Raw genomic sequence first — 24,247 nt, 5'->3', positions numbered from 1 at the left:
CAATTTTTACAGAGAGTACCGGTTCGGGAGGGAATAATGTGAGAAATATACAACACTATTTCCACACTTTTGTCGGAAAATGTGCTATACTGAATACAACACCGGGGCTTCGAGAAGCCCGGCAGAACTTTTGAAAACAGGAGCGGTACAGACAATGGCTTGGTATGACAATGCGGTATTCTATCACATCTATCCTCTGGGACTGTGCGGCTGCGCGCATGAAAATGACGGGCAGCCTGTCCCCGGGGCATTCAAGAAGCTGGATGCGTGGGCAGAGCACGCGGCGGAGCTTGGCTGTACGGCGATCTATATCGGTCCTCTGTTCGAGAGCGGCTCCCACGGCTATGACACCATCGACTACCGGCAGGTAGACCGGCGGCTGGGCACCAATGAGGAGTTCAAAAAATTCGTCGCCGACTGCCATGCGCGGGGCCAGCGGGTCATCGTGGACGGCGTGTTCAACCATGTGGGCCGCGATTTCTTCGCCTTCCGGGAGCTGAAGGAGCACCGCGAGAATGCCCGCTATAAGGACTGGTTCTGCGATGTGAATTTCTGGGGCAACAACGAGTACAACGACGGCTTCTCCTACGGCAACTGGGGCGGCTTCAACCTGCTGGTCAAGCTGAACCAGCGCAACCCCGAGGTGCAGGACTACCACTTCGATACCGTCCGTTTCTGGGTGGAGGAGTTCGACATCGACGGCATCCGTCTGGACGCTGCCGACGTGCTGGACTTTGACTTCATGAAGGGACTGCGCCGCCTTGCCAACGAAGTGAAGCCGGAGTTCTGGCTGATGGGCGAGGTCATCCACGGGGACTACAGCCGCTGGGCCAACCCCGAGATGCTCCACTCCGTCACCAACTACGAGCTGCACAAGGGCCTGTGGAGCGGCCACAACGACCACAACTATTTTGAGATCGCCCACACCATGCGGCGGCTGCAGGGCCTCTGCCATGACACCCGGCTCTACAACTTCTCGGACAACCACGATGTGGAGCGTCTGCCCAACAAGCTGCGCAACCGCGACCACATCCGGCATATTGCTCTTCTAGTATATACGCTTTGGGGCATTCCGTCCATCTATTACGGCTCAGAATTTGGGATCGAGGGCAAAAAAGAGTGGGGCAGCGACTGGCCGCTCCGCCCCTGCCTCGAGCTGGCCGACTATGCCGACGCCGAAAAGACGAATCCTGTCACCAGCGTCTACGCTGCACTGGGCAGGCTGAAGGCCGAGTGCCCTGCGCTGAGCTGGGGCGAGGTCAAGGAACTGACCCTGACCACCCAGAGCTACGCCTACGCCCGGGTGCTGGACGGCGAGGCCGTCGTGGCCGTCTACAACAACGGCGACAGCCCGGTGTCGATGGAGCTCCAGCTGCCGGTGGAAGCCGCGGGTGTGAAAGACCTGCTGGCCGGCTGCGTGGGCAGCCAGCCCATCCTGACGCAGGTGGAGTGGGGGAAACTGAAGGTCCAGCTGCCCTCCAACTATGCCACCCTGCTGCAGCTGGTGTAAAAAGGAGGAACGCGGAAGATGAATGCTGCGCAGCGCAGAAAAGCGATTTTAGAGCGGCTGACGGAGGCCAGCGCCCCCCTGAGCGCCAGCGTGCTGGCAGGTGCGCTGGGAGTGTCCCGGCAGATCGTGGTGGGCGATGTGGCCCTGCTGCGGGCCGCAGGCACCCAGATCGACGCCACGCCCCGAGGCTATCAGCTCCACCCGGCGGCACGGGGCTGTACGGGCATCCTCGCCTGTGTCCACAGCACCGCCGACCAGATGCGGGAAGAGCTGTATACGGTGGTGGATCAGGGCGGCGTCGTGGTGGATGTGGCCGTGGAGAACCCGCTTTACGGCGAGCTGCGCGGCAATCTCAACCTCGCCAGCCGGTACGATGTGGACCATTTTATCCAGCAGGCGGCGGATACGCCTGAGTGCCTGCTGAGCCGGATGACCGGCGGTGTGCACCTGCACACCCTGAGCTGCCCCACGGAGGAGGCGTTCCACCGCATCGAAGCGGCACTGGACGCCAAGGGGCTGCTCTATAAAAAAGAGGAATAAGGGACTGCTTTCATTGTAAAAAATCCACGGGGGCTTGTCCATCGACGAAAGACGAAAACCGTTGGATAATCAACTAAAACACGGAAGAGGTGGATTTTGTGGACATCCGTATCGCGCGCACCGACCGGGCCATCGAACAGGCATTCATGGAGCTGCGGGAGAAGAACCCTCTGGAACGGATCAAAATAAAGGACCTGTGTGCACTGGCCTGCATCAACAAATCGACGTTCTACGCCCACTATGAGGACATCTATGCGCTGGCGAACGCGCTGGAAAACAAGCTCGTCGAGTCGATCCTCGCCAGCGTGCCCCACACCCATGACGATGAGGCACTGCATCAGACCGATGCACTGACAAGGGAGCTGTTTCAGGCCTTCGTGCAGAACCAGCGGGCCATGAATATCCTGTTTTCAGGCAACCGGCAGGGCATCTTCGCCAACAGCATCGAAAAGGGCCTGCGCCAGCGGTTCGAGGAGGCAGACCCGACCTTTGCGGCCGACCTGAACCGGGGCATCCTGCTTTCGTTCTGCGTGCAGGGCTGCTTCTACGCATTCACCAACAACAGCGGCCGGATGGACGAAAGCAAGCTGGTGGCTCTGCTGGGGGCCATCGCCAAGGCGGCACAGAAGATCGAATTATAGCAGAGGGGCTGGATAAGCCCGGACAAAAAGACCAGAGCTGCTCGGCCGAAAAGGCTTTGCAGCTCTGGTCTTTTGCGTTATTTCTGCGTTCTGGGCGGGGTGGTCCGCTCGGTCAGCAGCTGCTGGAACTTCCGGGCTGCTGTGTTCAGCGGGCGGTGGTGGTCGTAGACGAGGCAGATGCTGCGCTGGGGGATGATCTCCTGCAGGTGCAGCTGGACGAGCTCGCCGCGTTCCAGCGCAGCTTTCGCCATCGGTTCCGGCACGAAAGCAAGGCCCAGCTCGCTTTTTACAAGGGTCAGCATCTGGTCGGTGGTGGCGGCCTCGGTGTCGGGCCGGAGGACGGCATCGTGGTCAAGGAAGAACTGCCGGTAGAAGCTGCGGGTCATGCTCTCGTCGCTGAGGGAGATGAGGGGGTAGTTGACCAGTTCTTTCAGGGTCAGGTTCTGACTTGCCAGTGCGGTGAAGGTCCGGCCGCCCACCAGAACCTCGTAAAAGGGCATCAAATCCACCATTTTCAGCCCCGGATCAAGCTCTGCGGGGGTCGAGATGACGGCAAAGTCCACCTCGCCGTTCTTCACGGCCTGCACGGCCTGCGGGGTGGAGTGGTTGGAGATGCGCAGCCGGATGCCGGGATATTCGGTGTGGAAGGCCCGCAGCTTTTCGGACAGATAGATGTTCAGCGCCGTTTCCGTTGCGCTGATGCTGATCGCGCCGTGCTCCAGCGTGGCGCTGGCACTCAGCTCCTCCTCGGCGTCTTGAATCTGCACCGCCGCCGACGCAATGCGGGAATAGAGCATCTCGCCCTCCGGTGTCAGGGTGACGCCCCGGTTGGAGCGGATGAAGAGCACACAGTTCAGCTGGCTTTCCAGCCGGTTCATCGAGTGGGTGATATTGGGCTGGTTGTTGCCCAGCACCCGTGCCGCCTTGGTAAAGTTCTGATACTTCGCCACATAATAGAAGATCTTATAATATTCCCAGTCCACATACATGATGCTTTTCCGCCTTTCATATAAAAATTACATCGCTGCCATACACAGGATACTTTTTACACATTCTTTCTCTGCTCGTATAATAGCAATTGCGACTGGAAATTGCAAGAGGAAAATCGAAGGATGAGGCCCTGCGGCGGCGCAACAGCCTTTGCCGCAGGCCATCGCAAAATGTGAAAAGAAGGAAATTGAAGTTTATGCTGACTGCTGTTACTGGAATCAACTGGGGCGATGAGGGCAAGGGCCGCGTCATCGACCTGCTGGCCGAAAACGCCGATGTGGTCGCCCGCTATCAGGGCGGCAACAACGCCGGCCATACCGTCGTGACCGAAAAGGGAAAGTTTATCCTGAACCTGCTGCCCTCCGGCATCCTGCACCCGGACGTCACCTGTGTGCTGGGAACGGGAATGGTCATCGATCTTGACCATCTTGCAGGCGAGATGCAGGCCATCGAGGCCCGCGGCGTGGAGATCAGCCCCAAGAACCTGAAGCTCTCCGACAAAGCTACCATCTCCATGCCGTGGCATAAGGTGCAGGACGGGCTGGAAGAAGACCGCCTTGCCCAAAAGGGCAGTGCCTTCGGCTCCACCCGGCGCGGCATTGCCTACGCTTACAGCGACAAATACCGCAAAAAGACCCTGCGTTTGGGCGACCTGCTCCATCTGGACGAGGAGCGCACCCAGAACCGTCTGCACATGATTTTGGACTCCAAGAACATGGAGCTGGCGGGCTGCTACCATCAGGAAAAGATGTCCTACGATGCGCTGCTGAGCTGGTGCAGAGCACAGGCGGAGCAGTTTGCACCGTACATCTGCGATGTGGGGGCCTTTTTGCAGGAAGCTCACGACAGCGGCAAGCGCATCGTGCTGGAAGCCCAGCTGGGTGCTATGCGGGATATTGATTACGGCATCTTCCCGTTTACATCCAGCTCCAACACGCTGGCAGCTTACGCACCGCTGGGGGCCGGCATCCCCAACTGCCGCCTCGACCATGTGGTGGGCGTGCTGAAAGCGTATTCCACCTGCGTAGGTGCCGGTCCTTTTGCCGCTGAGAACGCCATGGGCGAGGACTGGAACGAGAAGCTGCGCAAGGCAGGCGGGGAATACGGTGCGGCCACAGGCCGTCCCCGCCGGGTCGGCCCCTTTGATTGCGTGGCCAGTCGGTACGGTCTGGCCTGTCAGGGGGCGGATAAGATCGCCCTCACCAAGCTGGATGTCCTCAGCAGCATGAAGGAGATCCCGGTCATCACCGGTTACAAGCTGGATGGTGTGGAAGTCCCCCGCTTCGATACCCTGTCCGACCTCGACCGGATGGAGCCGGTGGTCACGATGCTGCCCGGCTGGAACAGGGATATTTCCGGCTGCAAGAGCTGGGACGACCTGCCCAAGGAAGCGAAGGGCTATGTGGAATTCCTCGAACAGCAGCTGGGCCATGCGATCCAGTTCATCTCCACGGGCGCGGAGCGCGAGAGGTTTGTGCTGAAAGGAGAATGGCTGTGAGACATTTTATTGAGCCGAACAGCTTTTCTCTGGACGAGCAGCTGGCCCTTCTCGACCTTGCAGACCGGATGGAGGCAGACCCCGCGCCCTATGCGCATCTCTGCGATGGGCGCATTCTGGCAACGCTGTTCTACGAGCCGTCCACCCGCACCCGGCTTTCCTTCGAATCGGCCATGCTGCGGCTGGGCGGCAAGACGCTGGGCTTTGCCGGGGCACAGCTGTCCAGTGCCAGCAAGGGTGAGACGGTGGCAGATACGGCCCGCGTCGTGAGCAATTATGCCGATGTCATCGCCATGCGCCACCCGAAAGAGGGCGCACCGCTCCGGGCGTCCCTGTATGCACGGGTGCCTGTCATCAATGCAGGCGACGGCGGGCACGCCCACCCCTCCCAGACCATGATCGACCTGATGACCATCCGCCAGCGCAAAGGGCGGCTGGATCACCTGACGGTGGGCTTCTGCGGCGACCTCAAATTTGGCCGGACGGTCCACTCCCTGACCGCAGCCCTCAGCCAGTTCGAGGGGAATCGCTTCGTGTTCATCTCGCCGGAGGAGCTGCGCATCCCCCAGTACGTCAAGGACGAGACCCTGACGCCGCTCCATCAGACCTACAAGGAGACGGTAGACCTCGAAGCCGAGCTGCCGCACCTGGACGTGCTCTATATGACCCGCATCCAGCAGGAGCGCTTTTTCAACGAAGAGGACTACCTCCGGTTGAAAGGCTGCTACTCCCTGAACGCCAAGCTCTTGGAGCTGGCCCCATCGGATATGCCGGTGCTGCACCCGCTGCCCCGCATCGACGAGATCAAGCTGGACGTGGACAGCGACCCTCGTGCCGCCTACTTCGACCAAGTCCACAACGGCGTTTATATCCGGATGGCCATTATTCTGGCCCTGCTGGGCATCCCCGACCCTGTGACCGGAAATAAAGTGCTGAAATAAGCTCTGACCGGAAAAACAATGCCGCCCGCCTGCGCTGTTGTCACGCAGGTGAGCGGCATTTTATGTTATTGGCCCGGAAAGCACCGTTCAGACAAGGCTTTCCATGATCTTGGCACACGTTTCGATGCCGATGACCCCGCTGTCCAGCGCGATATGATAGTTGGCGGCGCTGCCCCATGGAGCAAAGTGAAGGAGCAAAAAATTCCCCACAGACCGGCAGATCCGTGCTATAATCAGAGCAAAAGGGCCTGCGCCGGAAGCGGGGCCCCGCAAAAATGGAGGACATGAGGATGAACGAAACGCTGCGAAGGGATGCCGACGCCATCATTGAGGCCAGCCTGAGCGCTGTCCTGCCGGACGAGGCTGTCCGCCGTGCACTGAAAGCCTTTCAGCCCAAGGGCGGCAAGGTGATGCTGGTGGCAGCGGGCAAGGCCGGATGGCAGATGGCCCGCGCCGCCGTGGAAGCACTGGGCCGGGTGGACGGCGGCGTGGTCGTGACCAAGTATGGCCACGTCAAAGGCCAGATCTCCGGGGTGGACTGTTATGAAGCAGGCCATCCCGTCCCGGACGAAAACGGCTTTGCGGCCACCGAAAAGGCGCTGGAGCTGGTGCAGGGGCTGACCGCAGAGGACACGGTACTGTTTCTGCTCTCGGGCGGCGGCAGCGCGTTGTTTGAAAAGCCACTGCTCCCCGGCGGGGAATTGCAGGACATCACCCATCAGCTCCTTGCCAGCGGGGCCGACATCGTGGAGATGAACACCATCCGCAAGCGGCTTTCCGGGGTCAAGGGCGGGCGGTTCGCACAGCGCTGCGCTCCGGCAAACGTATTCAGCATCGTCCTCAGTGATATTCTGGGCGACCCGCTGGATATGATCGCCAGCGGCCCGGCGGTGCCGGACTCCTCCACCTGCGCGCAGGCGCTTGCCATTGCGGAAAAGTATCGGCTGAACCTGTCGGAACAGGCGAAAGAGCTTCTGGCACAGGAAACGCCGAAAGCGCTCGACAACGTGACGACCCGGATCACCGGCAGCGTCCGGGAACTGTGTGCAGCTGCGGCCAGTGCCTGCCGGGCGCGGGGCTATGAGCCAGTCGTCCTCACCGATCGGCTCTGCTGCGAGGCCCGGGAGGCGGGCAGCTTCCTTGGCTCCATCGTCCGCACTCACGCGGGGCAGGGCCGGAAGCTGGCCTTTATCGCAGGCGGCGAGACTGTGGTGCACCTGACCGGGAAGGGTCTCGGCGGCCGCAATCAGGAGATCGCCCTTGCGGCGGCTCCGGCTCTTGCCGGGCTGGACGCGGCAGTCTTCTCAGTGGGCAGCGACGGCACCGACGGCCCCACCGACGCCGCTGGCGGCTATGTGGACGGCGATACCGCCGCCGCTCTGGCGGCAAAGGGCTGGAACGTGTTTGACACTCTGAAAAATAACGATGCCTACCACGCCTTACAGGCGGCAGAGGGGCTGATCATCACCGGGGCCACCGGAACAAACGTCAATGACGTGGCGGTGGCACTGATCACAGGATAAAGAGAGACTGCTGCGCAGGTCGTAATGTGCCTCCGGTGGGCCGGGATCAGTTCTCGGAAGAGATGTCCTCGCCGAAGTACTTTTCGCTCAGCTCCTTGAGGGTGCCGTCGGCACGCAGTGCCTCGATGGCGCTGTTGAGGGCGTCGAGGAAGGAGGTATCATCACTCTTGAGCACGGGGATGGCGACATGGGAGGCCTCCTCGGTCTGGGCCACCAGCTTGAAGTTGGCGTCCGGATGGACATTCAGGTAGTCGTAGAAGGAGACGTCGGCGTTCAGGGTGGCGTCGATGCGGCCGGCAGTCAGCAGCTGGATGGTCTCCTCCAGCGTGTCGATGCCCTGCACGGTAGCGCCGTAGCTCTCGGCCAGCTCCATATAGGTGGAGGCCGGGCTGTTGGCCGTGGTCTTGCCTGCGAGGTCCTCAAAGCTCTTGATGTCCTCGTTGTCCTTGCGGACGGCGAGGGCGGTGTGGATGTAGCCGTAGGGGGTGGTGAAGTCGTAGGTCTTGGCGCGCTCCTCCGTGACCTCGACGCCGTTGCAGACGAGGTCATAGCGGCCGGCGTCCAGACCGGCGAAGAGGCTGTCCCAGTCGCTCTCGACATACTCCGGCTCGACGCCCAGCTTTTCGGCGATGGCGCGGGAGACCTCGACGTCGTAGCCGACGAGGGTGTCGCTCCCATCGTGGAAGCTCCAGGGCTGCCATGCGCCTTCCAGCGCGACGACCAGCTTGCCGTTGGACTGGACGGCCTCCAGCTTGTTGGCAGCGGCGGAGGAAGCGGACTTGCTGGAAGAGCAGCCAGCCAGCGAGAGGGCACCGGCGGCAGCCATGACGCTCATCAGGGAGATAAAGGTTCTGCGTTTCATAATAATTGATCCTTTCTGTAGTAAGACAAACTTGAGAAAAGCGGGATAAGGCTCTCCCTTTGGGAGAGCTGGCGCGTAAGCGCCTGAGAGGGCAAGGAAGCTGACACAAAGGCGGAAACACCGCGATCGTATCGCGCTGACCAAGAGCCTGCTTATCGCTGTGCGGCGGCTTGCCCTCTCCGTCATTGCTTCGCAATGCCACCTCTCCCAAGGGGAGAGGCTTCAGGCTTCGGTATGCGAGATCTTTTGCAGGAACTCGCGGGTCCGGGCCTCTTTGGGGTGGGCGAAGAACTCCTGCGAAGGGGCTTCCTCCACCACGACGCCGTTCTCCATGAAGACGGTGCGGGAGGAGACGTTGCGGGCAAAGCCCATCTCATGGGTGACGACCAGCATGGTCATCCCCTCCTGCGCCAGCTGCCGCATGACAGCCAGCACCTCGCCGGTCAGCTCGGGGTCGAGGGCGCTGGTCGGCTCGTCGAAATAGATGATCTCGGGGTCGGAAGCGAGGGCGCGGGCGATGGCCACACGCTGCTGCTGACCGCCCGAGAGCTGGCGGGGGTAGTAGTCGGCCCGGTCGGCGAGGCCGACCTTTTCCAGCATCTTCATGCCGATGGCGTTGGCCTCGTTTTTGGGCATTTTCCGGGCAACGATGAGGCCCTCGGTGACGTTCTGGAGGGCCGTCTTGTTGCGGAAGAGGTTATAGTTCTGGAAAACGAAGGCCGTCTTCCGACGCAGCCGTGCGATGGTGGCCCGGTCGGCGCGGGCAAGGTCGAAGGCCTCACCGTCGAAGGTGAGGGTGCCTGCGTCGGCGGTCTCGAGGAAGTTGAGACAGCGCAGCAGGGTGGTCTTGCCGGAGCCGGAGGGGCCGAGGATGGCGACGACATCGCCCTTTTCCACCGTCAGATCGACGCCGCGCAGCACATCAAGGCTGCTGACCGGCTTCGGGGCACGGCCAAAGATGCCGGGACGGACACCGGGCTTTGCATATGTATGGAAGGATTTGCGGACGCCGCGGATCTCTAACATTGCCATAACAGCCATACTCCTTTCTTACTGGAAGCCGTGGGCGTTGAGCTGGCGCTCCAGCAGCCCCTGCAGCTTGGTGATGACGGTACAGAACAGCAGATACACCACCGCCACCTCGCAGTAGATGGGCAGGAAGATGTAGGTGCGGGCGGCGACCCGCTGGCCGGCCATGAACAGCTCCGCCACGGTGATGTTGGAGGCCAGAGAGGTGTCCTTGATCATGCCGATGAGGGAGTTGGAGAGGGCGGGCACGGCGGTGCGCAGGGCCTGCGGCAGCACGATGCGGCGCATGATCTGCCACCAGCTCATGCCCACGCAGCAGCCGGCCTCCAGCTGGCCCTGCGGCACGCTTTCCAGCGCACCGCGCATGGTCTCGGCACAGTAAGCGCCCTCGTTGAAGGCGAAGGCGATGACCGCCGCCGGAAAGGCGTCCAGCATGATGCCCACGCTGGGCAGGCCATAGAAGATGATGAAGAGCTGCACCAGAAGTGGTGTGCCCCGGATGACCCAGATGTAGAACCGGGCCAGCTGACTCAGCACCGGCACCCGGGCGTACTGTACCAGAGCCACGGCTACGGCCAGCACCATCGCCAGAGTGAACGAGACAAGGGTGAGGGGGATGGTCATGGTGAGGCCCGCCGACAGGATGCGGGGCAGGGCCTCCCAGAGCACGCTGACGGTGCGGTTGGATAACAAAGATTCCAGCATGGATGATGTCCTTCTTCAAAATGAAAAATAGAGCAGTTTGACTTTTTATCGCACTTTTTGAAAAATGCGATAAACCGATGGAACAGCAGGAAAGCTCATGATACACCTTAAACCATACTTTCAGTCAAGGGTCTGAGCAGAAAATCCTACAAATCCTACCAGAATACTATAGCATGATTCCCGGGGGAACGCAAATGGTTTCGAAAAATTGCATGGTATGGATGAAATGAATGAAAAAGATGCATGAACTTTGTGCACAACGGCGGAACAGTTGACGCGGCAGGGGCTTTCGGGTACAATAGAATCGAATAGACCTGTGCGGTGGCACGGGCAGAACAGGCCGCACGCCCCGGCAGATGGGAGCGCGGCGGATACGGAGGGCAAACGTGATGAAACGTATTGGTATTCTGGGCGCTGGAACTTGGGGCATGGCCCTTGCACGGATGCTGACGGTGAGCGGGAACGATGTGCTGGTCTGGTCGGCCATCGAGAAGGAGATCGATGACCTTTCGACGACCCGCGTCCACCCCAACCTGCCGCAGATGAAGATCCCGGAGGAGCTGCGGTTCACCAAGAGCATCGAGGAGGTCTGCAAGGACAAGGACATCCTGCTGTTCGCGGTGCCGTCGGTCTTCGTCCGCTCCACGGCAGCAAAGGCCCGGCCCTATGTGGCCGACGGCCAGATCATCGTGGACGTGGCAAAGGGCATCGAGCCGGACACGCTGTACACCATGACGGAGATCCTTGCCGATGAGCTGGGCCGGGAGGGCGGCCCGAAGAATGTCCGCCTTGTGGCCCTGTCCGGCCCCACCCACGCAGAGGAGGTGGCCATCGACCTGCCCACCACCATCGTGTCGGCCAGCAAGGACGCCGAGGCTGCGGCCTTCGTGCAGGAGGTCTTTACCAACAACGTCATGCGCGTCTACACCAATGACGACATCAAGGGCGTGGAGCTGAGCGGTGCCATGAAGAACGTCATCGCGCTGGGCGTCGGCATCTCCACCGGCCTCGGCTACGGCGACAACGCCCGTGCCGCCCTCATCACCCGGGGCATCGCCGAGATCGCCCGTCTGGGCGTGGCGATGGGCTGCAACATCCACACCTTTGCGGGTCTGGCCGGCATCGGCGACCTCATCGTGACGGCCACCAGTATGCACAGCCGCAACAACCGCGCCGGTATCCTTATCGGTAAGGGCGAGACCCCGGAGCACGCCGTCAAGGAAGTGGGCATGGTGGTGGAGGGCATGAACGCCCTGCCCGCCGCGCTGGAGCTGGCCGAGCGGTATCAGGTGGAAATGCCCATCGTCCAGACCGTCAACGCCATCGTCAACAAGGGGATGAGCGCGGCGGAGGCCGTCAAGTCCCTGATGGAGCGCGGCCTGAAGAACGAGCTGCCGCAGGAATACGAAAAATAAACGAAAAGGGGCGGTATCATGCCTTCTACCTACGCACACCGCCGCTTTGGCGCGGATGTTCTGGCCCTGCTTCCGGACGGGCTGCGCCAGACGCTGGAGCAGCACCGGGAGCTCTACGATATGGGCCTCCACGGGCCGGACCTGATGTTTTATTACAAGGCATTGCAGACGAACCCGGTGAACCGTTTGGGGAATGCCATGCACGAGGAAAAGGGCGAGGTATTTTTCACCCGCGCCCGGGCCGTGGTGGAACACGCGGCGGATAAGGACGCTGCGCTGGCCTACGCGCTGGGCTTCGTCTGCCATTTTGCGCTGGACAGCACCTGTCACCCCTATGTGGAGGCCTATGTCCGGGAGAGCGGCGTGAGCCACTGTGAGATCGAGACAGAGTTCGACAACGCCTTGCTGCGGGAGGACGGCTATGACCCCATGAAGTTCTTCACGGCCAGCCACATCAAGCCCAGCCGCCAGCGGGCGGAGGTCGTCGCGCCTTTTTATGAGGGCATCACGGTGGACGAGACGCTGGCGGCGATGAAGGGGATGATCTCGGTGCACCATATGCTGCAGGCGGCGAACCCCGTCAAACGCTGGGTGGTGCTGGCCGGGATGCGCGCCGCCGGGAAGTATGAGTTTATGCACGGCCTTGTGGCGAACCCGCAGCCCAACCCCAAGTGTGTCCAGAGCAGCCGGAAGCTCGAGGAGCTGTACAAAACGGCTGTGCCGCTGGCGGTGCGGCTCATCGGCGAGTATGCCGGAGGAAAGCCGCTGGGGCCGGAATATCAGCACACGTTCGGGGAAGACTGAGAGGAGCACTGGATGGGAAAGAATGGCAATTTTCGCCTGACGAGGCTGGAGCGGAACTGGATCCTGTACGACGTGGGAAACTCGGCCTTTGTGCTGATGGTGGCGACCCTTATCCCCATTTTCTTCAACGCACTGGCAGAGAGCGGCGGCCTGACCTCGGTGGAGTATCTGGCCTACTGGGGCTATGCCAGCTCGGTCGTGACCATCATCACGGCCATCCTCAGCCCGATCCTCGGCACAGTGGCGGACACCAGAGGCTTCAAGAAGCCCATCTTCATGCTCTGCGTCGGCGTGGGCATCGTGGGATGCTGCGCCATGGGCGCGGCGTCGGCGTGGCTGCCCTTCCTCGTCATCTTCGTCATTGCGAAGGTGGGATTTTCGGGCAGTCTGGTGTTCTACGACTCCATGCTCGGGGATGTGACCACGCCGGAGCGGATGGATGAGGTGTCCAGCCGGGGCTATGCGTGGGGCTACATCGGCAGCTGCGTGCCCTTCGTGGTCTGTCTCGGCCTTGTGCTGGGGGCGGGGGCCATTGGCCTCAGCCAGATGACGGCGCTGAACATCGCGCTTATCCTGACGGCGGTGTGGTGGCTCGTGACCACCCTGCCGCTGCTGAAAAGCTACCGACAGCTCCACTATGTGGAGGTGGAAGAGCACGCAGTGCGCCAGAGTTTCGCCCGCATCGGCCAGACCCTGCGGCATCTGCCGGAGGACAAACAGGTGTTCTGGTTCCTGCTGGCGTTCTTCTGCTACATCGACGGCGTGTATACCATCATCGACATGGCCACGGCCTACGGCACGGCGCTGGGGCTGGACACCACCGGGCTGCTGCTGGCGCTGCTGGTGACGCAGATCGTGGCGTTCCCGTCGGCCCTCATCTTCGGGCGGCTGTCCAACGAGTATCCCTCGTCGAAGCTCATCCCGGTCTGCATCGCGGCCTATGCGGGCATCGCGGTGTTTGCGTTCTTTCTGACCCGGCAGTGGCAGTTCTGGGTGCTGGCCGTCATCGTGGGGATGTTCCAAGGCGGCGTGCAGGCCCTCAGCCGCTCCCACTTTGCAAAGATCATCCCGCCGGAGAAGTCGGGCGAGTACTTTGGGCTTTTCGACATCTGCGGCAAGGGGGCATCCTTCCTCGGGACGATGATCGTCAGCGTGGGGAGCCAGCTGACCGGCAGCGCCAATGTGGGCGTCGGCTCCCTCATCGTGCTGTTCGTCGTGGGATTCGTGCTGTTCCGAGTGTCCTGCCGTCAGGGAGAAACGGCATAAATTTCATAAAAAGCGGAAACGGAGAGAGCTGTCCTGTACAGCTCTCTTTTTATTGTGACTTTCAAAAATAGTGCCTATCAAAACGGCATAGTTGCGATACGCAGCTTGCGGATGGTGCTTGTGCATTCAAAACACAAACTGCTATATTTTGTGGAAAACGCAGAAAAGCCGGGCGATTTTTTATGCAGAAAGCCGCCACAAAAATACTGAAACCTCTTGACAAATATAATCGGGGGGGGGGGTATAATGAATCAGAACAGAGGTTTGCCTTACGCCCGGAAGGAAGAAAATGCGAGCGGGGAAAGACCTCTAAAACAATGTGGAGGTTTTAATTATGAGACTGGATATGATTTCCCGCCGCCGTTTCCTCAAGAGCGCTGGTGTTGCGGCTCTGGCTGTTGCCGCAGCAGGTGTGCTGGCAGGCTGTGATGGCGGCGACAGCAGCAGTAAGGTCCCCGGTACGGAAGTTCCGGATGTGCCTGGCACGACGAGCAAGTCGGTAAAGATTATCTTTGCTGATGTTGACAATGGCGGCGCAGGCGTTGGAAATGGCGGCGATGATTATGAGCATCCTGTTCTGAAGGATGCTACCGTCGTTGACCCCAAGAGCATTCCTGCGGACAAGTTCCCGCAGGGCTATGAGCTGGCCGACACTACTCCGGTTGAGATCATTGACAATGGTAACACGCTTTTGGCTATCGTTAAGGTGAAAAAGACGGTCGATACTTCGATCAACGTCAGAGTTACTTTGCAGCTCATCAACGGTACTGCTGCTGACAACCAGCGCGAGCTGGTTGTTAAGATGCCCGGTGATGCAGCATATATCTCTACGGACGACATCACTCTGCCTGAGGATTTGATTTGGGCACCCGGTATGGAAGGCGAAAAGCGTCCGATTGGCAGAGCTATCTTCCTGGTTAAGAAGGTTTGATTTCCAAATTTGCATCTCATAGAGCAACGAAAATTCCTTCAATAATTCCCGATATATGCAGAGAGGCTTCCCCTTCGAGGGGAGGCCTTTTTGCGTCCGGGAAGTTATGATTCACAAACCGTTCATTGTGTTTTGGCGGGCAGGATGATACAATAGAGGAAAATCCAGAAAACGCAAAGGAGCAAGACCATGAAACAATATCCCGGCTATACCCTCGTCAAGCGCGAGGAGTGCCCCGAACAGCACGGGACGCTGACCGTGCTGACCCACGACGTCAGCGGGGCGGCTGTCCTGCTGGTGGAGAACGACGACGACAACAAGGCCTTCGGCATCGGATTCGGCACCTTTCCCTCCGACGATACCGGCGTGTTCCACATCCTCGAGCACTCGGTGCTGGCGGGCAGCGAGAAATACCCGGTGAAGTCGCCGTTTTTGCAGCTGCTCAAGAGCAGCATGGCCTCCTTCCTGAATGCCATGACCTTCCCGGACAAGACGGTCTACCCCTTCGCAACGCCCAACGAGACGGACTTCAAGAACCTGATGGACGTCTACCTCAACGCGGTGTTCTGCCCGCTGGCGATGGTGGACCGGGGCGTGTTCGAGCAGGAGGGCTGGCACCGGGACGAGGACGGCACGGTGAGCGGCGTCGTCTACAACGAGATGCAGGGCGCACTGGCGACGCCGGATGCCCAGCTGCAGAACGCCCTGAGCCGGGCGATGTTCCCGGACACGGCCTACGGCTTCGTCTCCGGAGGTGACCCGGCTTCCATCCCGGCGCTGACCTATGAGAAGTATGTCCGGGTCTACCGCCGTCATTACAGTGCGGACAACTGCTGCATCACCCTCTACGGTAAGATGGACATGGCCGAGAAGCTGGCCTTCCTCGATGAGCAGTATCTGAGCCATATGCCCAAGAGTGTCAGCCGCCCCCGGCTGACGGTACAGGACGAGCAGGCCGGTGTGCGGCTGCACATCCCCTACTACACCGAAAAGCCCGAGCCGGACGAGGCACAGTGCGCGCTGGCGTGGTACACCGGCGCGTTCGCGGACCGGGAGCGCCAGCTGGGTGTGGAGATCCTGCTGGACGCCCTGCTGGGCAACAACCAGTCGCCCCTGAAAGCCGCCCTGCTGGAAGAAAAGCTGGGGGCGGACATTGATGTAGGCTTCGATGACAGCACCTTGCAGCCGACGCTGGAGCTGGTACTGCGGGGGGCCACCGAGGCGTCGGCAGGGAAATTCGCTGCCGCTGTCCGGAATGCTGTGGACGGCATCCTCGAAAAGGGCATCCCCGAAGAGCTGCTGATGGCAAGCCTCAACTCCACCGAGTTCGCTTCCCTTGAGCGTCCGGGCAGCATCCCGGACGGTGTGCTGGACGCCATCCATGCATCCACCGGCTGGCTCCACACCGGCGACCCGGCCCTGCTGCTGCATACCAACGGGCTGTTCGCCTCGCTGCGGGAGAAGCTGGAAAAGGGGTGGTTCAACGAGCTGCTGCGGGAGCTGTTCGCGCCCGCGCCGGTGGAGGTCATCCAAGTGCCCGCCCTGCCCAAGAAGGAGGAAGAGGGCCGGGCCGCCCGCACCGACGGCAAGCTGGTGCTGGACCATCCGTTGACCGCTGCCGACCTCGGCGAGGGCAAGAAGCTGACCCCGGGCCGGGGCGGGATGCTGGCCGGGGCCGAGCTGCTGCATCACCCTTCGGCGGGCAGCACCTACCTGAACTTCTACTACGACATCGGCAATGCAGCGCCGGAGGAGATGCCCTATCTGAACCTGCTGACCGATGTGGTGGACGAGCTGGACACCGGGAAGCACACGGCACAGGAGCTGAACACCCTGCGGAACACATGGCTGGGCCGCAGCGGTGCATGGGTGGACGGCTGGACCGGCCGCCAGCCGGGCCGACCGGTCCATGCAAAGCTGGTGGCAGGGATGAGCCTGCTGGAACGCAGCCTCGAAAAGGCTGTGGAGCTGGGCGGCGAGTGGCTGTATGAAACGAAGCTCACCGGCCCGCAGGCGGAAGCCGCGATGGAGCGGGTGGTCAGCCAGCAGAAGCTGATGATGGAGCAGAGATTCCTGCGGGAGGGCCATGCCTTTGCGTCGATGCGTGCGGCGGCCCACTTCTCGGTGGAGGCCGCCATGAACGAGCGGTGCAGCGGCGTGAGCTACTACCACTTCCTCTGCGGGCTGCAGGAAGAAGCCGACTGGGCCGGACTGGGCCGGAGGCTGGAAGCGCTGCGGGAGAAGGTGCTGGGCGGGAACGCCCTGACGGTCAGCCTCCACGGCAGCGATGCAGCACTGGACACCCTGAAAAAGCTGCTGCCCGGCAGTGCTTTTGCGGCCGGAGAGCGCCGCGCAGCGGTGCCCTACCGGGAAGCGCTGGCCCCGGCGGTGAACGAGGCCTTCGTCATCGACGGCGGCGTGAACTATGACGTGCTGGCGTGGCCGATGGAGCGGCGCTTGGAGCGGAAGGTGCTGGCCCGGGTGATGAGCTACGAGTATCTGTGGCACAGCATCCGGGAGGTGGGCGGCGCTTACGGCACCGGCATGGTGACCCAGAACGACGATGTGGAGTACCTCTACACCTACCGTGACCCCCATCTGGCGGAGAGCTACGAGGCCTTCGCCGCCGGGCCGGCAGAGCTGGCGGGGCGCGATTACACCGAAAACGATATGAACGAATTCATTGTGGGCGCTGCGGCTAAGCTGGACACCCCGCGCAAGCCCCGGGACGAGGCTGCGGCTACCGACTGCAAGTATTTCTGCGGCATCACCGACGAGATGAACGCCGCCGAGCGGAAGAGCCTGTGCAGTGTGGATGCTGCCGCCCTCAAGGCTGAGGCGGCGGACCTGTCTGTCCGGATGGAGAAGGGCGTTCGGGTGGCGTTCGGCAGCAAGGAGGCCGTGGAAGCCGCGAAAGCGCTGTTTGACCGGGTGGAAACGCTGTAAAAGGAGCGGAGCGCCTCCCGGAGACTTTGCGCAGAAAATCGTGTAAAAATCCCCTGTCTGTGGAAAAGAACACAGGCAGGGGATTTTTCTTGTCTAAAAATATTACTGTAGGGATAAAACACAGCGAAAGATACAAAAGCGAATCAAAAAGTATGTACTCCTGCGGAGGGAAAAAGCGTGGTATCCTTTTGCCAACGAAAGAACGAAAGGATGTGAGAACACAGGATGGGGCAGGAAAAGCAGGAGGCGTCCAATGGGATGAAAAATCTTCAGAAGGCCGCAGACACCCTGAGCACCATGCTGGTGCAGGAGATCAAGGGCCTGAATGCCCGCCAGCGTGCGGCCCGGAAGGAAAAAAGCACCGACACTGGCCTCATGAAGGATCTCAAGGAGGCCACCGCCGTGCTGAAAGACCTGACAGGCGTGACGAAGACCCTGAACGACCAAGGAATGGAGGAAGAAGGGCGGGAATGCGGCGTGGTGCTGCTGCCGCCGGTGGAGGAGGTATGATGGAAGAAAACAAGGAGCGGAACATCGTCTGGAAGCCCCAGCCGAGGCAGCTGGAATTTATGCGGCGGCCTGAGCCGGAGGCGCTTTACGGCGGCGCGGCAGGCGGTGGAAAGAGCGACGCCCTCGTCATCGAGGCGCTGCGGCAGGTGCACATCCCCCACTACCGGGCGCTCATCCTCCGCAAGACCTACCCGCAGCTGTCCGACCTCGTGGACAAGAGCCAGCGCTACTATCTCCGGGCTTTCCCGGAGGCGCAGTACAACGCCACGAGTCATGTGTGGGTCTTCCCCAGCGGGGCGAAGATCTACTTCGGCTCGATGCAGCACACGAAAGACCGGACGAACTATCAGGGCAAAGCCTTCGACTTCATCGGCTTCGATGAGCTGACCCACTTCGAGTGGGAGGAGTACAGCTATATGATGAGCCGCAACCGTCCCACCGGCCCCGGCACACGGGTGTACCTGCGGGCCACCACCAACCCCGGCGGGGTGGGCCACGGCTGGGTCAAGGCAAGGTTCATCACTCCCGCCCCGCCCGGAACCCCCATTGAGGAGGAGTGCACGGTGCAGATGCCGGACGGTACGGAAAAGATGCTCCGGCGGGCAAGGGTATTCATCCCGTCCAGCGTCTTTGACAACCCCGCTCTGCTGAAGAACGACCCGGGTTATCTGGCCAGCCTCGCAGCCATGCCGGAGGCGGAAAAGCAGGCGCTGCTCTATGGCAGCTGGGACAGCTTTTCCGGGCAGGTGTTCACCGAGTGGCGGAACGACCCGAAGCATTACGAGGACCAGCGCTGGACTCATGTCATCGCGCCCTTTGCCATCCCGAAGCACTGGAAGATCTACCGGGGGTATGACTTCGGCTATTCGAAGCCGTTCTCGGTGGGGTGGTACGCGGCGGACGAGGAGGGGCGGCTCTACCGCATCAAGGAGCTTTACGGCTGCACGGGCCGACCCGACGAGGGAACGCACCTCGACCCGGTGGAACAGGCCCGGCGCATCCGGGAGGCCGAGCAGAACGACCCGATGCTCCGGGGGCGGGTGATCACAGGCATCGCCGACCCGGCCATCTTCGACCAGAGCCGGGGCGAGAGCGTCGCGGATATGCAGGAGAAAAGCCCGAACTTCCTGCATTGGAGGCCCGGAGACCACACCCGTCTGGCGGGCAAGATGCAGTTCCACTACCGGCTGCATTTCGACGAGGAGGGCAGGCCGATGCTGCAGGTGTTCCATACCTGCAAACACTTCATCCGTACCATCCCGAACCTCGTGTACGACGAGAGCAATGTGGAGGACATCGACACCCGGCAGGAGGATCATATCTACGACGAGTGCCGCTATGTGCTGATGGAGAACCCCATCTCGCCGCCCCGGCAGATCGCCGGGCCGACGGTGCGGGATGACCCGCTGGAGCTGCATGGGAGGGCGAGATTTCTGAGGGTGTGAAGGGGAGAAGCGTTGGCAGGCCGGGCAGGTCTGAGATGGACGAGCAAAGCCCGCCAGCGGCAGAAACGGAAATGCCCTGCGACAGAGGGCAGAAAGGAGTTACATTGGACGAGATGAGAGAAAAGCTGCCCATCGGGCCGGAGGAGGTGGGCGAGGCGGCACAGATCTTGCAGCGGTACAAGGCAGGCAAGGCGGCGCTGGACAAGCGCTTGGTGGATAACGAGCTGTGGTTCCGGATGGGGCACTGGAAGAACTACCAGAACCCCATGATGGAGGGCAAGCCCCAGCCGTCCAGCGGGTGGCTGTTCAACTCCATCGCCAACAAGCACGCCGACGCGATGGACAACTACCCCAGCCCCAACGTCCTGCCCCGGGCCGAGGACGATGAGGCTGCGGCACAGGCGCTTTCCAGCGTTTTGCCCGTAGTGCTGGAACAGGCCGACTACGAGCAGGTGTACAGCGACACATGGTGGCGCAAGCTCAAGCAGGGCACCGGTGTCAAGGGGGTGTTCTGGGACCCGGAGCAGCGGGGCGGCGTGGGCGAGATCAGCATCCGGCCCATGAACCTGCTGATGCTCTACTGGGAGCCGGGCGTGGACGACATTCAGGCGTCGCCCCATTTCTTCTCGCTGAGTCTGGCGGACTCGAACCAGCTGGAAGAGCGCTGGCCTCAGCTGGCAGGGCACACCGCCAGCGTCCTCGATGTGCCCCGCTACATCCACGACGGAGGCCTCGACACCAGCAGCAAGAGCGTCGTGGTGGACTGGTACTACAAAAAGCTCTCGCCGGAGGGCCGGAGCGTGCTGCACTACTGCAAGTTCTGCAACGGCGTGGTGCTCTACGCCAGCGAGAACGACCCGGCACTGGCCGAACGGGGATTCTACGACCACGGCAGGTATCCTTTTGTGTTCGACCCGCTGTTCATGGAGGAGGACAGCCCGGCTGGCTTCGGGTACATCGACGTGATGAAGGAATGCCAGACCGCCATCGACCGGATGAACCACGCCATGGATGAGAACGTCCTGCTCTCGGCCCGGCAGCGGTATGTCCTGAGCGACACAGCAGGGGTCAACGAGGAGGAGCTGACCGACCTGTCCCGAGACATCATCCATGTGGCGGGGCGGCTGAACGACGACAGCTTCCGGCCGATGCAGACGGCGGGACTGCAGGGCAACAGCCTGAGCTACCGCAACAGCCGCATCGAGGAGCTGAAGGAAATCAGCGGCAACCGCGACATGACGCAGGGCGGCACTGCCGGAGGCGTCACGGCGGCTTCGGCCATCGCTGCTTTGCAGGAGGCGGGCAGCAAGCTCAGCCGGGATATGCTCAAGAGCGCTTACCGGGCATTTGCCAAGGAGTGCTACCTCATCATCGAGCTGATGCGGCAGTTCTACGACGAGGAGCGCATCTTCCGCATCACGGGAAAGGGCGGCGAGAGCGAGTTTGTCCGGTTTTCGGGCGAGGTGCTCCGCGCCCGGCCGGCGAAGGTCGTGGGCGGTGTGGAGCTGGGCAGCCGTGAGCCGGTGTTCGACATCGTGGTGAGCGCGGAGAAGAAGTCTACCTTCAGCCGTCTTTCCCAGAATGAGACGGCCAAGGAGTGCTATCAGCTGGGCTTTTTTGCCCCGGCCAACGCCGATGCGGCGCTGGCGGCGCTGGAAATGATGGACTTCGAGGGCATTGAGAAGGTACGCCAGAGGGTGCGGCAGAACGGCACCCTCGCCCGGCAGCTGGCACAGATGCAGGCCCAGATGGCCCGGCTGACGGGCCTGCTGGAAGCGCAGGAACAGCCTGCCCCGCCCAAGCTGAGCGGCCCGGCGGAGGAACTGAGCACGGCGGCGATGGCGAGGGCGATGAAGATGCAGAAAGGAGAAATGAGATGATAAAAGTGAACTATACCGAGCTGGACGGCCCGGCAGGCCCCACCTGCCGGTTAGAGGCCTCGGGCCACGCGGGCTATGCCCCCGCCGGGCAGGACATCGTGTGTGCGGGAGCAAGCACCCTGATGCAGACCCTCTGCGCCCTGCTGGCGGGCGAGGAGGGCGCCAAGAGCGGCGCATGGGACGAGCCGGACGGCCCGCGTCTGGCGGTGACGGCGGCTGCGCCCCAGAAGCCGTGGGTGGAGGGGGCCTTCGAGTTCGCCAAGGCAGGCTTTGCCCTGCTGGCAGAGCGTTACCCGGACCATGTCCGCTTTGCCGACCTGAGCGGCCGGGGCGAACAGTCGATGGTGGACTTGCAGATGTTTGCAGAGGGCGGTGAAGGTGCCCCCGCCCTCAGCCACGCACAGGCTCAGCAGGCCATCGCCTCCGGCACCATGAGGGCCGACGAGGGCAGCGGGGAGACTCCGGAGGTGCCGGCGCAGACTGCACCGGAAAAGCCGGAAGAGCCGCCTGCACCGCAGGAACGTCCTGCGCCGCTCCCGCCTGTCCCGGGCCTGCAGGCGGGAGAGAATGCCGTCCGTGCCCTCCACGCCCGCTGGGCCGCAGAGGAGGCGATGATCCGCCGGGACGTCCCGGGCTTCTCGCTCCGGCAGGAGCTTGCGAACCCCGAAATGCGCCGTCTGATGGAGCTGCCCGGGATGCGGATGGGGGACGCCTACCGTCTGGCCCATTACAGTGATGCGCTGCAGCAGACCGCCCGGACTGTGGAGCAGGGCGTCGTGGAGCGCATCCGCCAGCGCTCGGCCCGCCCGGCGGAAAACGGCACCAGCCCCGGCGGCGCAGCCGTCACCCGCGCCGATGTGGCCAGCATGACCCGCGCCCAGCGCGAGGCACTGGAACGCCGTGCGATGCACGGAGTGAAGATCAGTTTCTGAAAAAACCTCTCCGATGCAGGAGGGGTCAAAAAGCAAGGAAAAGAAAGGACGAATGACATGAAAAACGACAATATGAAGATGGATCTCCAGCTCTTTGCCGACGCTTCTGCAAGCCTGCAGAACACCACCGGCACCATGACCAAGGAAATGAAGACCTTCTACGAAAAGCGCCTCATTGATCAGGCCGAGCCGCGTCTGGTGCACGATCAGTTCGCGGACTACTACCCCGTGCCCCAGAACGGCGGCAAGACCATCGAGTTCCGCAAGTACGACAGCCTGCCCAAGGCCGACACCCCGCTGACCGAGGGCGTGACCCCCAACGGTCAGGCCCTGAACGTCACCACCATCACCAGCGACCTCCACCAGTATGGCGGCTGGACCCCGCTGACCGATGTTTTGCAGATGACCGCCATCGACAACAATGTGGTGCAGGCGACCCGTGTGCTGGCCAGTCAGGCCGGCCGCACCATGGACAGCATCACCCGCGATGTGCTGGCCGGCGGCACCAATGTCATCTATGCGCCGAAGCTGGGGGAGGACGGCACCGAGACGGCTGTCACCAGCCGCAAAGCGCTGGACAAGAGCTGCACCCTGACCCCGAAGCTGTTCTTTCAGGCGGCGGCGCAGCTGGGCGCGATGAATGCTGACCCCATCGGTGACAGCTACATCGCCATCATCCACCCCTATGCGGCCTACGACCTCAAGACCTGCAAGGAGTTCATCGAGGCCCACAAGTACGCCGACCCCGAGACCATGTACCGCGGCGAGATCGGCAAGCTGGGCAACATCCGCTTTATCGAGACCAGCGAGGCGAAGATCTGGAAGGACGGCACCTGCCCGACGGGTCTGGCGGTGTTCGGCACTCTGGTGCTGGGCGCTCACGCCTACGGTGTCACCGAGCTGGAAGGCGGCGGTCTGGAGCACATCGTCAAGCAGCTGGGCTACGGCGACGACCCGCTGAACCAGCGCGCTTCCGTGGGCTGGAAGGGGATGCGTGCGGCGGAACGTCTGGTGGAACAGTATATGGTGCGTATTGAGAGCGTGTCCAGCTACTCGGGTACTGCGGCGGCGAATTAAGCCCTCTCAGTCACCTGCGGTGACAGCTCTGCGCTGGACGAGAAAGGCCCGGTAAAAAACAGAAAGGGCGGGCCTCGCTTACAAGGGCAGGCCCGTGGAAAGGAGAAAGCCATGGAAGAAAAGAAGAATGTCCGCATCCGGCTGTTCAAGGACAACAGCCGCTACAAGGGCGACCTGTTCGTCAGCGTCAACGGCGTGAACTACAAGATCCGCCGGGGCGTGGAGGTGGAGGTGCCGCCTGAGGTGGCTGAGGTGCTGGAGCACAGCCAGCAGCAGGATGAGTACACCGCCGCCCGCATCGCTGCAGCAGAGACTGCGGCCCAGTAAGAGAAACGCGGCCCGGCAGAAACGGCAGAGAAAGGCCGCCGCTGCCGGGCTTTTTTGGAAAAAGCGAAAGGAGGCTTTTTATGACGGTAGGAGAAGCGATGGAGCGGGCTGAGGAACTGCGCCCGGGCAGCCGTGTCGCGGCCCGGACCCGGCAGCGGTGGCTATGCGAGGTGGACGGGATGCTGCGGGAGCGGTTCTTCCGCCCCAGCGGTGCCGACAGCCGGGAGGGCGTGGGGGCGGATCTCGCGTGGGACGACGGCCTGCGGGACGACGATGTGCTGCTGGTGCCGCCGCCCTTTGACAGTCTGTACCCCCACTACCTGTGCGCCATGACCGACGCCGCTCTGGGAGAGAACGACCGCTACGCCGGGGAGCAGGCTCAATATAACAGCATTCTGGCCGAGCTGGCCGGGTGGCTGAGGCGGAACTACCGGCCCGTACGGGGCAGTAGGTGGCGCTGGTGAAGGAGGAATGA

Annotated in this window: 23 protein-coding genes; 18 read left to right on the top strand and 5 right to left on the bottom strand. The window is 61.9% G+C overall.

Features of this window, described 5'->3' with window-relative positions:
* Positions 1-154: 154 nt before the first annotated feature.
* From LKD23_RS03895 to LKD23_RS03885, 3 genes are all read left to right on the top strand, one after another.
* A complete protein-coding gene (locus tag LKD23_RS03895) occupies positions 155-1,510 on the top strand; it encodes an alpha-amylase family glycosyl hydrolase (protein ID WP_227620466.1) in 1,356 nt (451 codons plus the stop codon).
* Positions 1,511-1,528: 18 nt separating this feature from the next.
* Positions 1,529-2,050, top strand: a complete 522-nt coding sequence (locus LKD23_RS03890; RefSeq protein WP_227620464.1) for a transcription repressor NadR — start codon at positions 1,529-1,531, stop codon at positions 2,048-2,050.
* 98 nt (positions 2,051-2,148) lie between these two features.
* Entirely contained in the window at positions 2,149-2,691 is a 543-nt protein-coding gene (locus tag LKD23_RS03885) for a TetR/AcrR family transcriptional regulator (RefSeq protein WP_227620463.1), read from the top strand.
* A 77-nt stretch (positions 2,692-2,768) separates the two neighbouring features.
* Here LKD23_RS03885 and LKD23_RS03880 read toward each other — a convergent pair whose 3' ends face one another.
* Positions 2,769-3,680: a LysR family transcriptional regulator gene (locus LKD23_RS03880; protein ID WP_227620461.1), complete on the bottom strand. Its 912-nt coding sequence runs from the start codon at positions 3,678-3,680 to the stop codon at positions 2,769-2,771.
* A gap of 197 nt (positions 3,681-3,877) precedes the next feature.
* On the opposite strand from LKD23_RS03880, the gene LKD23_RS03875 reads away from it, so the two are divergent.
* Together LKD23_RS03875 and pyrB are read left to right on the top strand one after the other, a co-directional pair.
* Positions 3,878-5,179 (top strand): adenylosuccinate synthase, encoded by a 1,302-nt coding sequence (locus LKD23_RS03875; RefSeq protein ID WP_227620459.1) that lies wholly within the window; start codon positions 3,878-3,880, stop codon positions 5,177-5,179.
* Entirely contained in the window at positions 5,170-6,120 is a 951-nt protein-coding gene (gene pyrB, locus LKD23_RS03870) for an aspartate carbamoyltransferase (protein ID WP_227620458.1), read from the top strand. The genes LKD23_RS03875 and pyrB overlap by 10 nt, the downstream gene beginning before the upstream one ends.
* Before the next feature lie 87 nt (positions 6,121-6,207).
* Here pyrB and LKD23_RS12855 read toward each other — a convergent pair whose 3' ends face one another.
* Entirely contained in the window at positions 6,208-6,330 is a 123-nt protein-coding gene (locus tag LKD23_RS12855; protein WP_255668090.1) for a hypothetical protein, read from the bottom strand.
* Between the two features lie 80 nt (positions 6,331-6,410).
* On the opposite strand from LKD23_RS12855, the gene LKD23_RS03865 reads away from it, so the two are divergent.
* Positions 6,411-7,643 (top strand): glycerate kinase type-2 family protein, encoded by a 1,233-nt coding sequence (locus LKD23_RS03865; RefSeq protein ID WP_227620456.1) that lies wholly within the window; start codon positions 6,411-6,413, stop codon positions 7,641-7,643.
* A 46-nt stretch (positions 7,644-7,689) separates the two neighbouring features.
* Here the strand turns inward: LKD23_RS03865 and LKD23_RS03860 are convergent, their stop codons facing one another.
* From LKD23_RS03860 to LKD23_RS03850, 3 genes are all read right to left on the bottom strand, one after another.
* A complete protein-coding gene (locus LKD23_RS03860; RefSeq protein ID WP_227620454.1) occupies positions 7,690-8,505 on the bottom strand; it encodes a transporter substrate-binding domain-containing protein in 816 nt (271 codons plus the stop codon).
* A 222-nt stretch (positions 8,506-8,727) separates the two neighbouring features.
* The gene (locus LKD23_RS03855; protein ID WP_227620452.1) at positions 8,728-9,537 is read right to left on the bottom strand and encodes an amino acid ABC transporter ATP-binding protein; all 810 of its coding nucleotides are present in this window, start codon (positions 9,535-9,537) and stop codon (positions 8,728-8,730) included.
* Between the two features lie 18 nt (positions 9,538-9,555).
* Positions 9,556-10,239 (bottom strand): amino acid ABC transporter permease, encoded by a 684-nt coding sequence (locus LKD23_RS03850; protein WP_227620451.1) that lies wholly within the window; start codon positions 10,237-10,239, stop codon positions 9,556-9,558.
* A 389-nt stretch (positions 10,240-10,628) separates the two neighbouring features.
* Between LKD23_RS03850 and LKD23_RS03845 the strand changes: the two genes are divergently transcribed.
* From LKD23_RS03845 to LKD23_RS03790, 12 genes are all read left to right on the top strand, one after another.
* Complete coding sequence (locus LKD23_RS03845) at positions 10,629-11,654, top strand: NAD(P)H-dependent glycerol-3-phosphate dehydrogenase (RefSeq protein ID WP_227620449.1); 1,026 nt, start codon at positions 10,629-10,631, stop codon at positions 11,652-11,654.
* Between the two features lie 18 nt (positions 11,655-11,672).
* Entirely contained in the window at positions 11,673-12,458 is a 786-nt protein-coding gene (locus tag LKD23_RS03840) for a zinc dependent phospholipase C family protein (RefSeq protein WP_227620447.1), read from the top strand.
* A gap of 12 nt (positions 12,459-12,470) precedes the next feature.
* On the top strand, positions 12,471-13,724 hold the full coding sequence (locus LKD23_RS03835; protein WP_227620445.1) for an MFS transporter: 1,254 nt from the start codon (positions 12,471-12,473) through the stop codon (positions 13,722-13,724).
* A gap of 334 nt (positions 13,725-14,058) precedes the next feature.
* Positions 14,059-14,655, top strand: coding sequence for a twin-arginine translocation signal domain-containing protein (locus LKD23_RS03830; RefSeq protein ID WP_227620444.1), 597 nt, complete (start codon positions 14,059-14,061; stop codon positions 14,653-14,655).
* 189 nt (positions 14,656-14,844) lie between these two features.
* Positions 14,845-17,601 (top strand): insulinase family protein, encoded by a 2,757-nt coding sequence (locus LKD23_RS03825; protein WP_227620442.1) that lies wholly within the window; start codon positions 14,845-14,847, stop codon positions 17,599-17,601.
* A gap of 258 nt (positions 17,602-17,859) precedes the next feature.
* A complete protein-coding gene (locus LKD23_RS03820; protein WP_227620440.1) occupies positions 17,860-18,111 on the top strand; it encodes a chemotaxis protein in 252 nt (83 codons plus the stop codon).
* Positions 18,108-19,556, top strand: coding sequence for a phage terminase large subunit (locus LKD23_RS03815; RefSeq protein ID WP_431834208.1), 1,449 nt, complete (start codon positions 18,108-18,110; stop codon positions 19,554-19,556). The genes LKD23_RS03820 and LKD23_RS03815 overlap by 4 nt, the downstream gene beginning before the upstream one ends.
* Before the next feature lie 113 nt (positions 19,557-19,669).
* Entirely contained in the window at positions 19,670-21,436 is a 1,767-nt protein-coding gene (locus tag LKD23_RS03810; RefSeq protein ID WP_227620438.1) for a portal protein, read from the top strand.
* Entirely contained in the window at positions 21,433-22,368 is a 936-nt protein-coding gene (locus LKD23_RS03805; protein ID WP_227620436.1) for a ribosomal-processing cysteine protease Prp, read from the top strand. The genes LKD23_RS03810 and LKD23_RS03805 overlap by 4 nt, the downstream gene beginning before the upstream one ends.
* A gap of 57 nt (positions 22,369-22,425) precedes the next feature.
* Positions 22,426-23,445 carry a N4-gp56 family major capsid protein gene (locus tag LKD23_RS03800; protein WP_227620434.1) on the top strand — a complete coding sequence of 340 codons (1,020 nt, stop codon included), beginning with the start codon at positions 22,426-22,428 and terminating at the stop codon, positions 23,443-23,445.
* Positions 23,446-23,556: 111 nt separating this feature from the next.
* Positions 23,557-23,772, top strand: a complete 216-nt coding sequence (locus LKD23_RS03795) for a hypothetical protein (RefSeq protein WP_227620432.1) — start codon at positions 23,557-23,559, stop codon at positions 23,770-23,772.
* Between the two features lie 80 nt (positions 23,773-23,852).
* Positions 23,853-24,236, top strand: a complete 384-nt coding sequence (locus LKD23_RS03790; RefSeq protein WP_227620430.1) for a hypothetical protein — start codon at positions 23,853-23,855, stop codon at positions 24,234-24,236.
* Positions 24,237-24,247: the final 11 nt, after the last annotated feature.

This window comes from Faecalibacterium butyricigenerans, assembly GCF_020687345.1.
Classification (GTDB): domain Bacteria; phylum Bacillota; class Clostridia; order Oscillospirales; family Ruminococcaceae; genus Faecalibacterium; species Faecalibacterium butyricigenerans.
The sequence above is the reverse complement of the archived record's forward strand: the minus strand, read 5'-3'. Positions and strand labels throughout refer to the sequence as shown.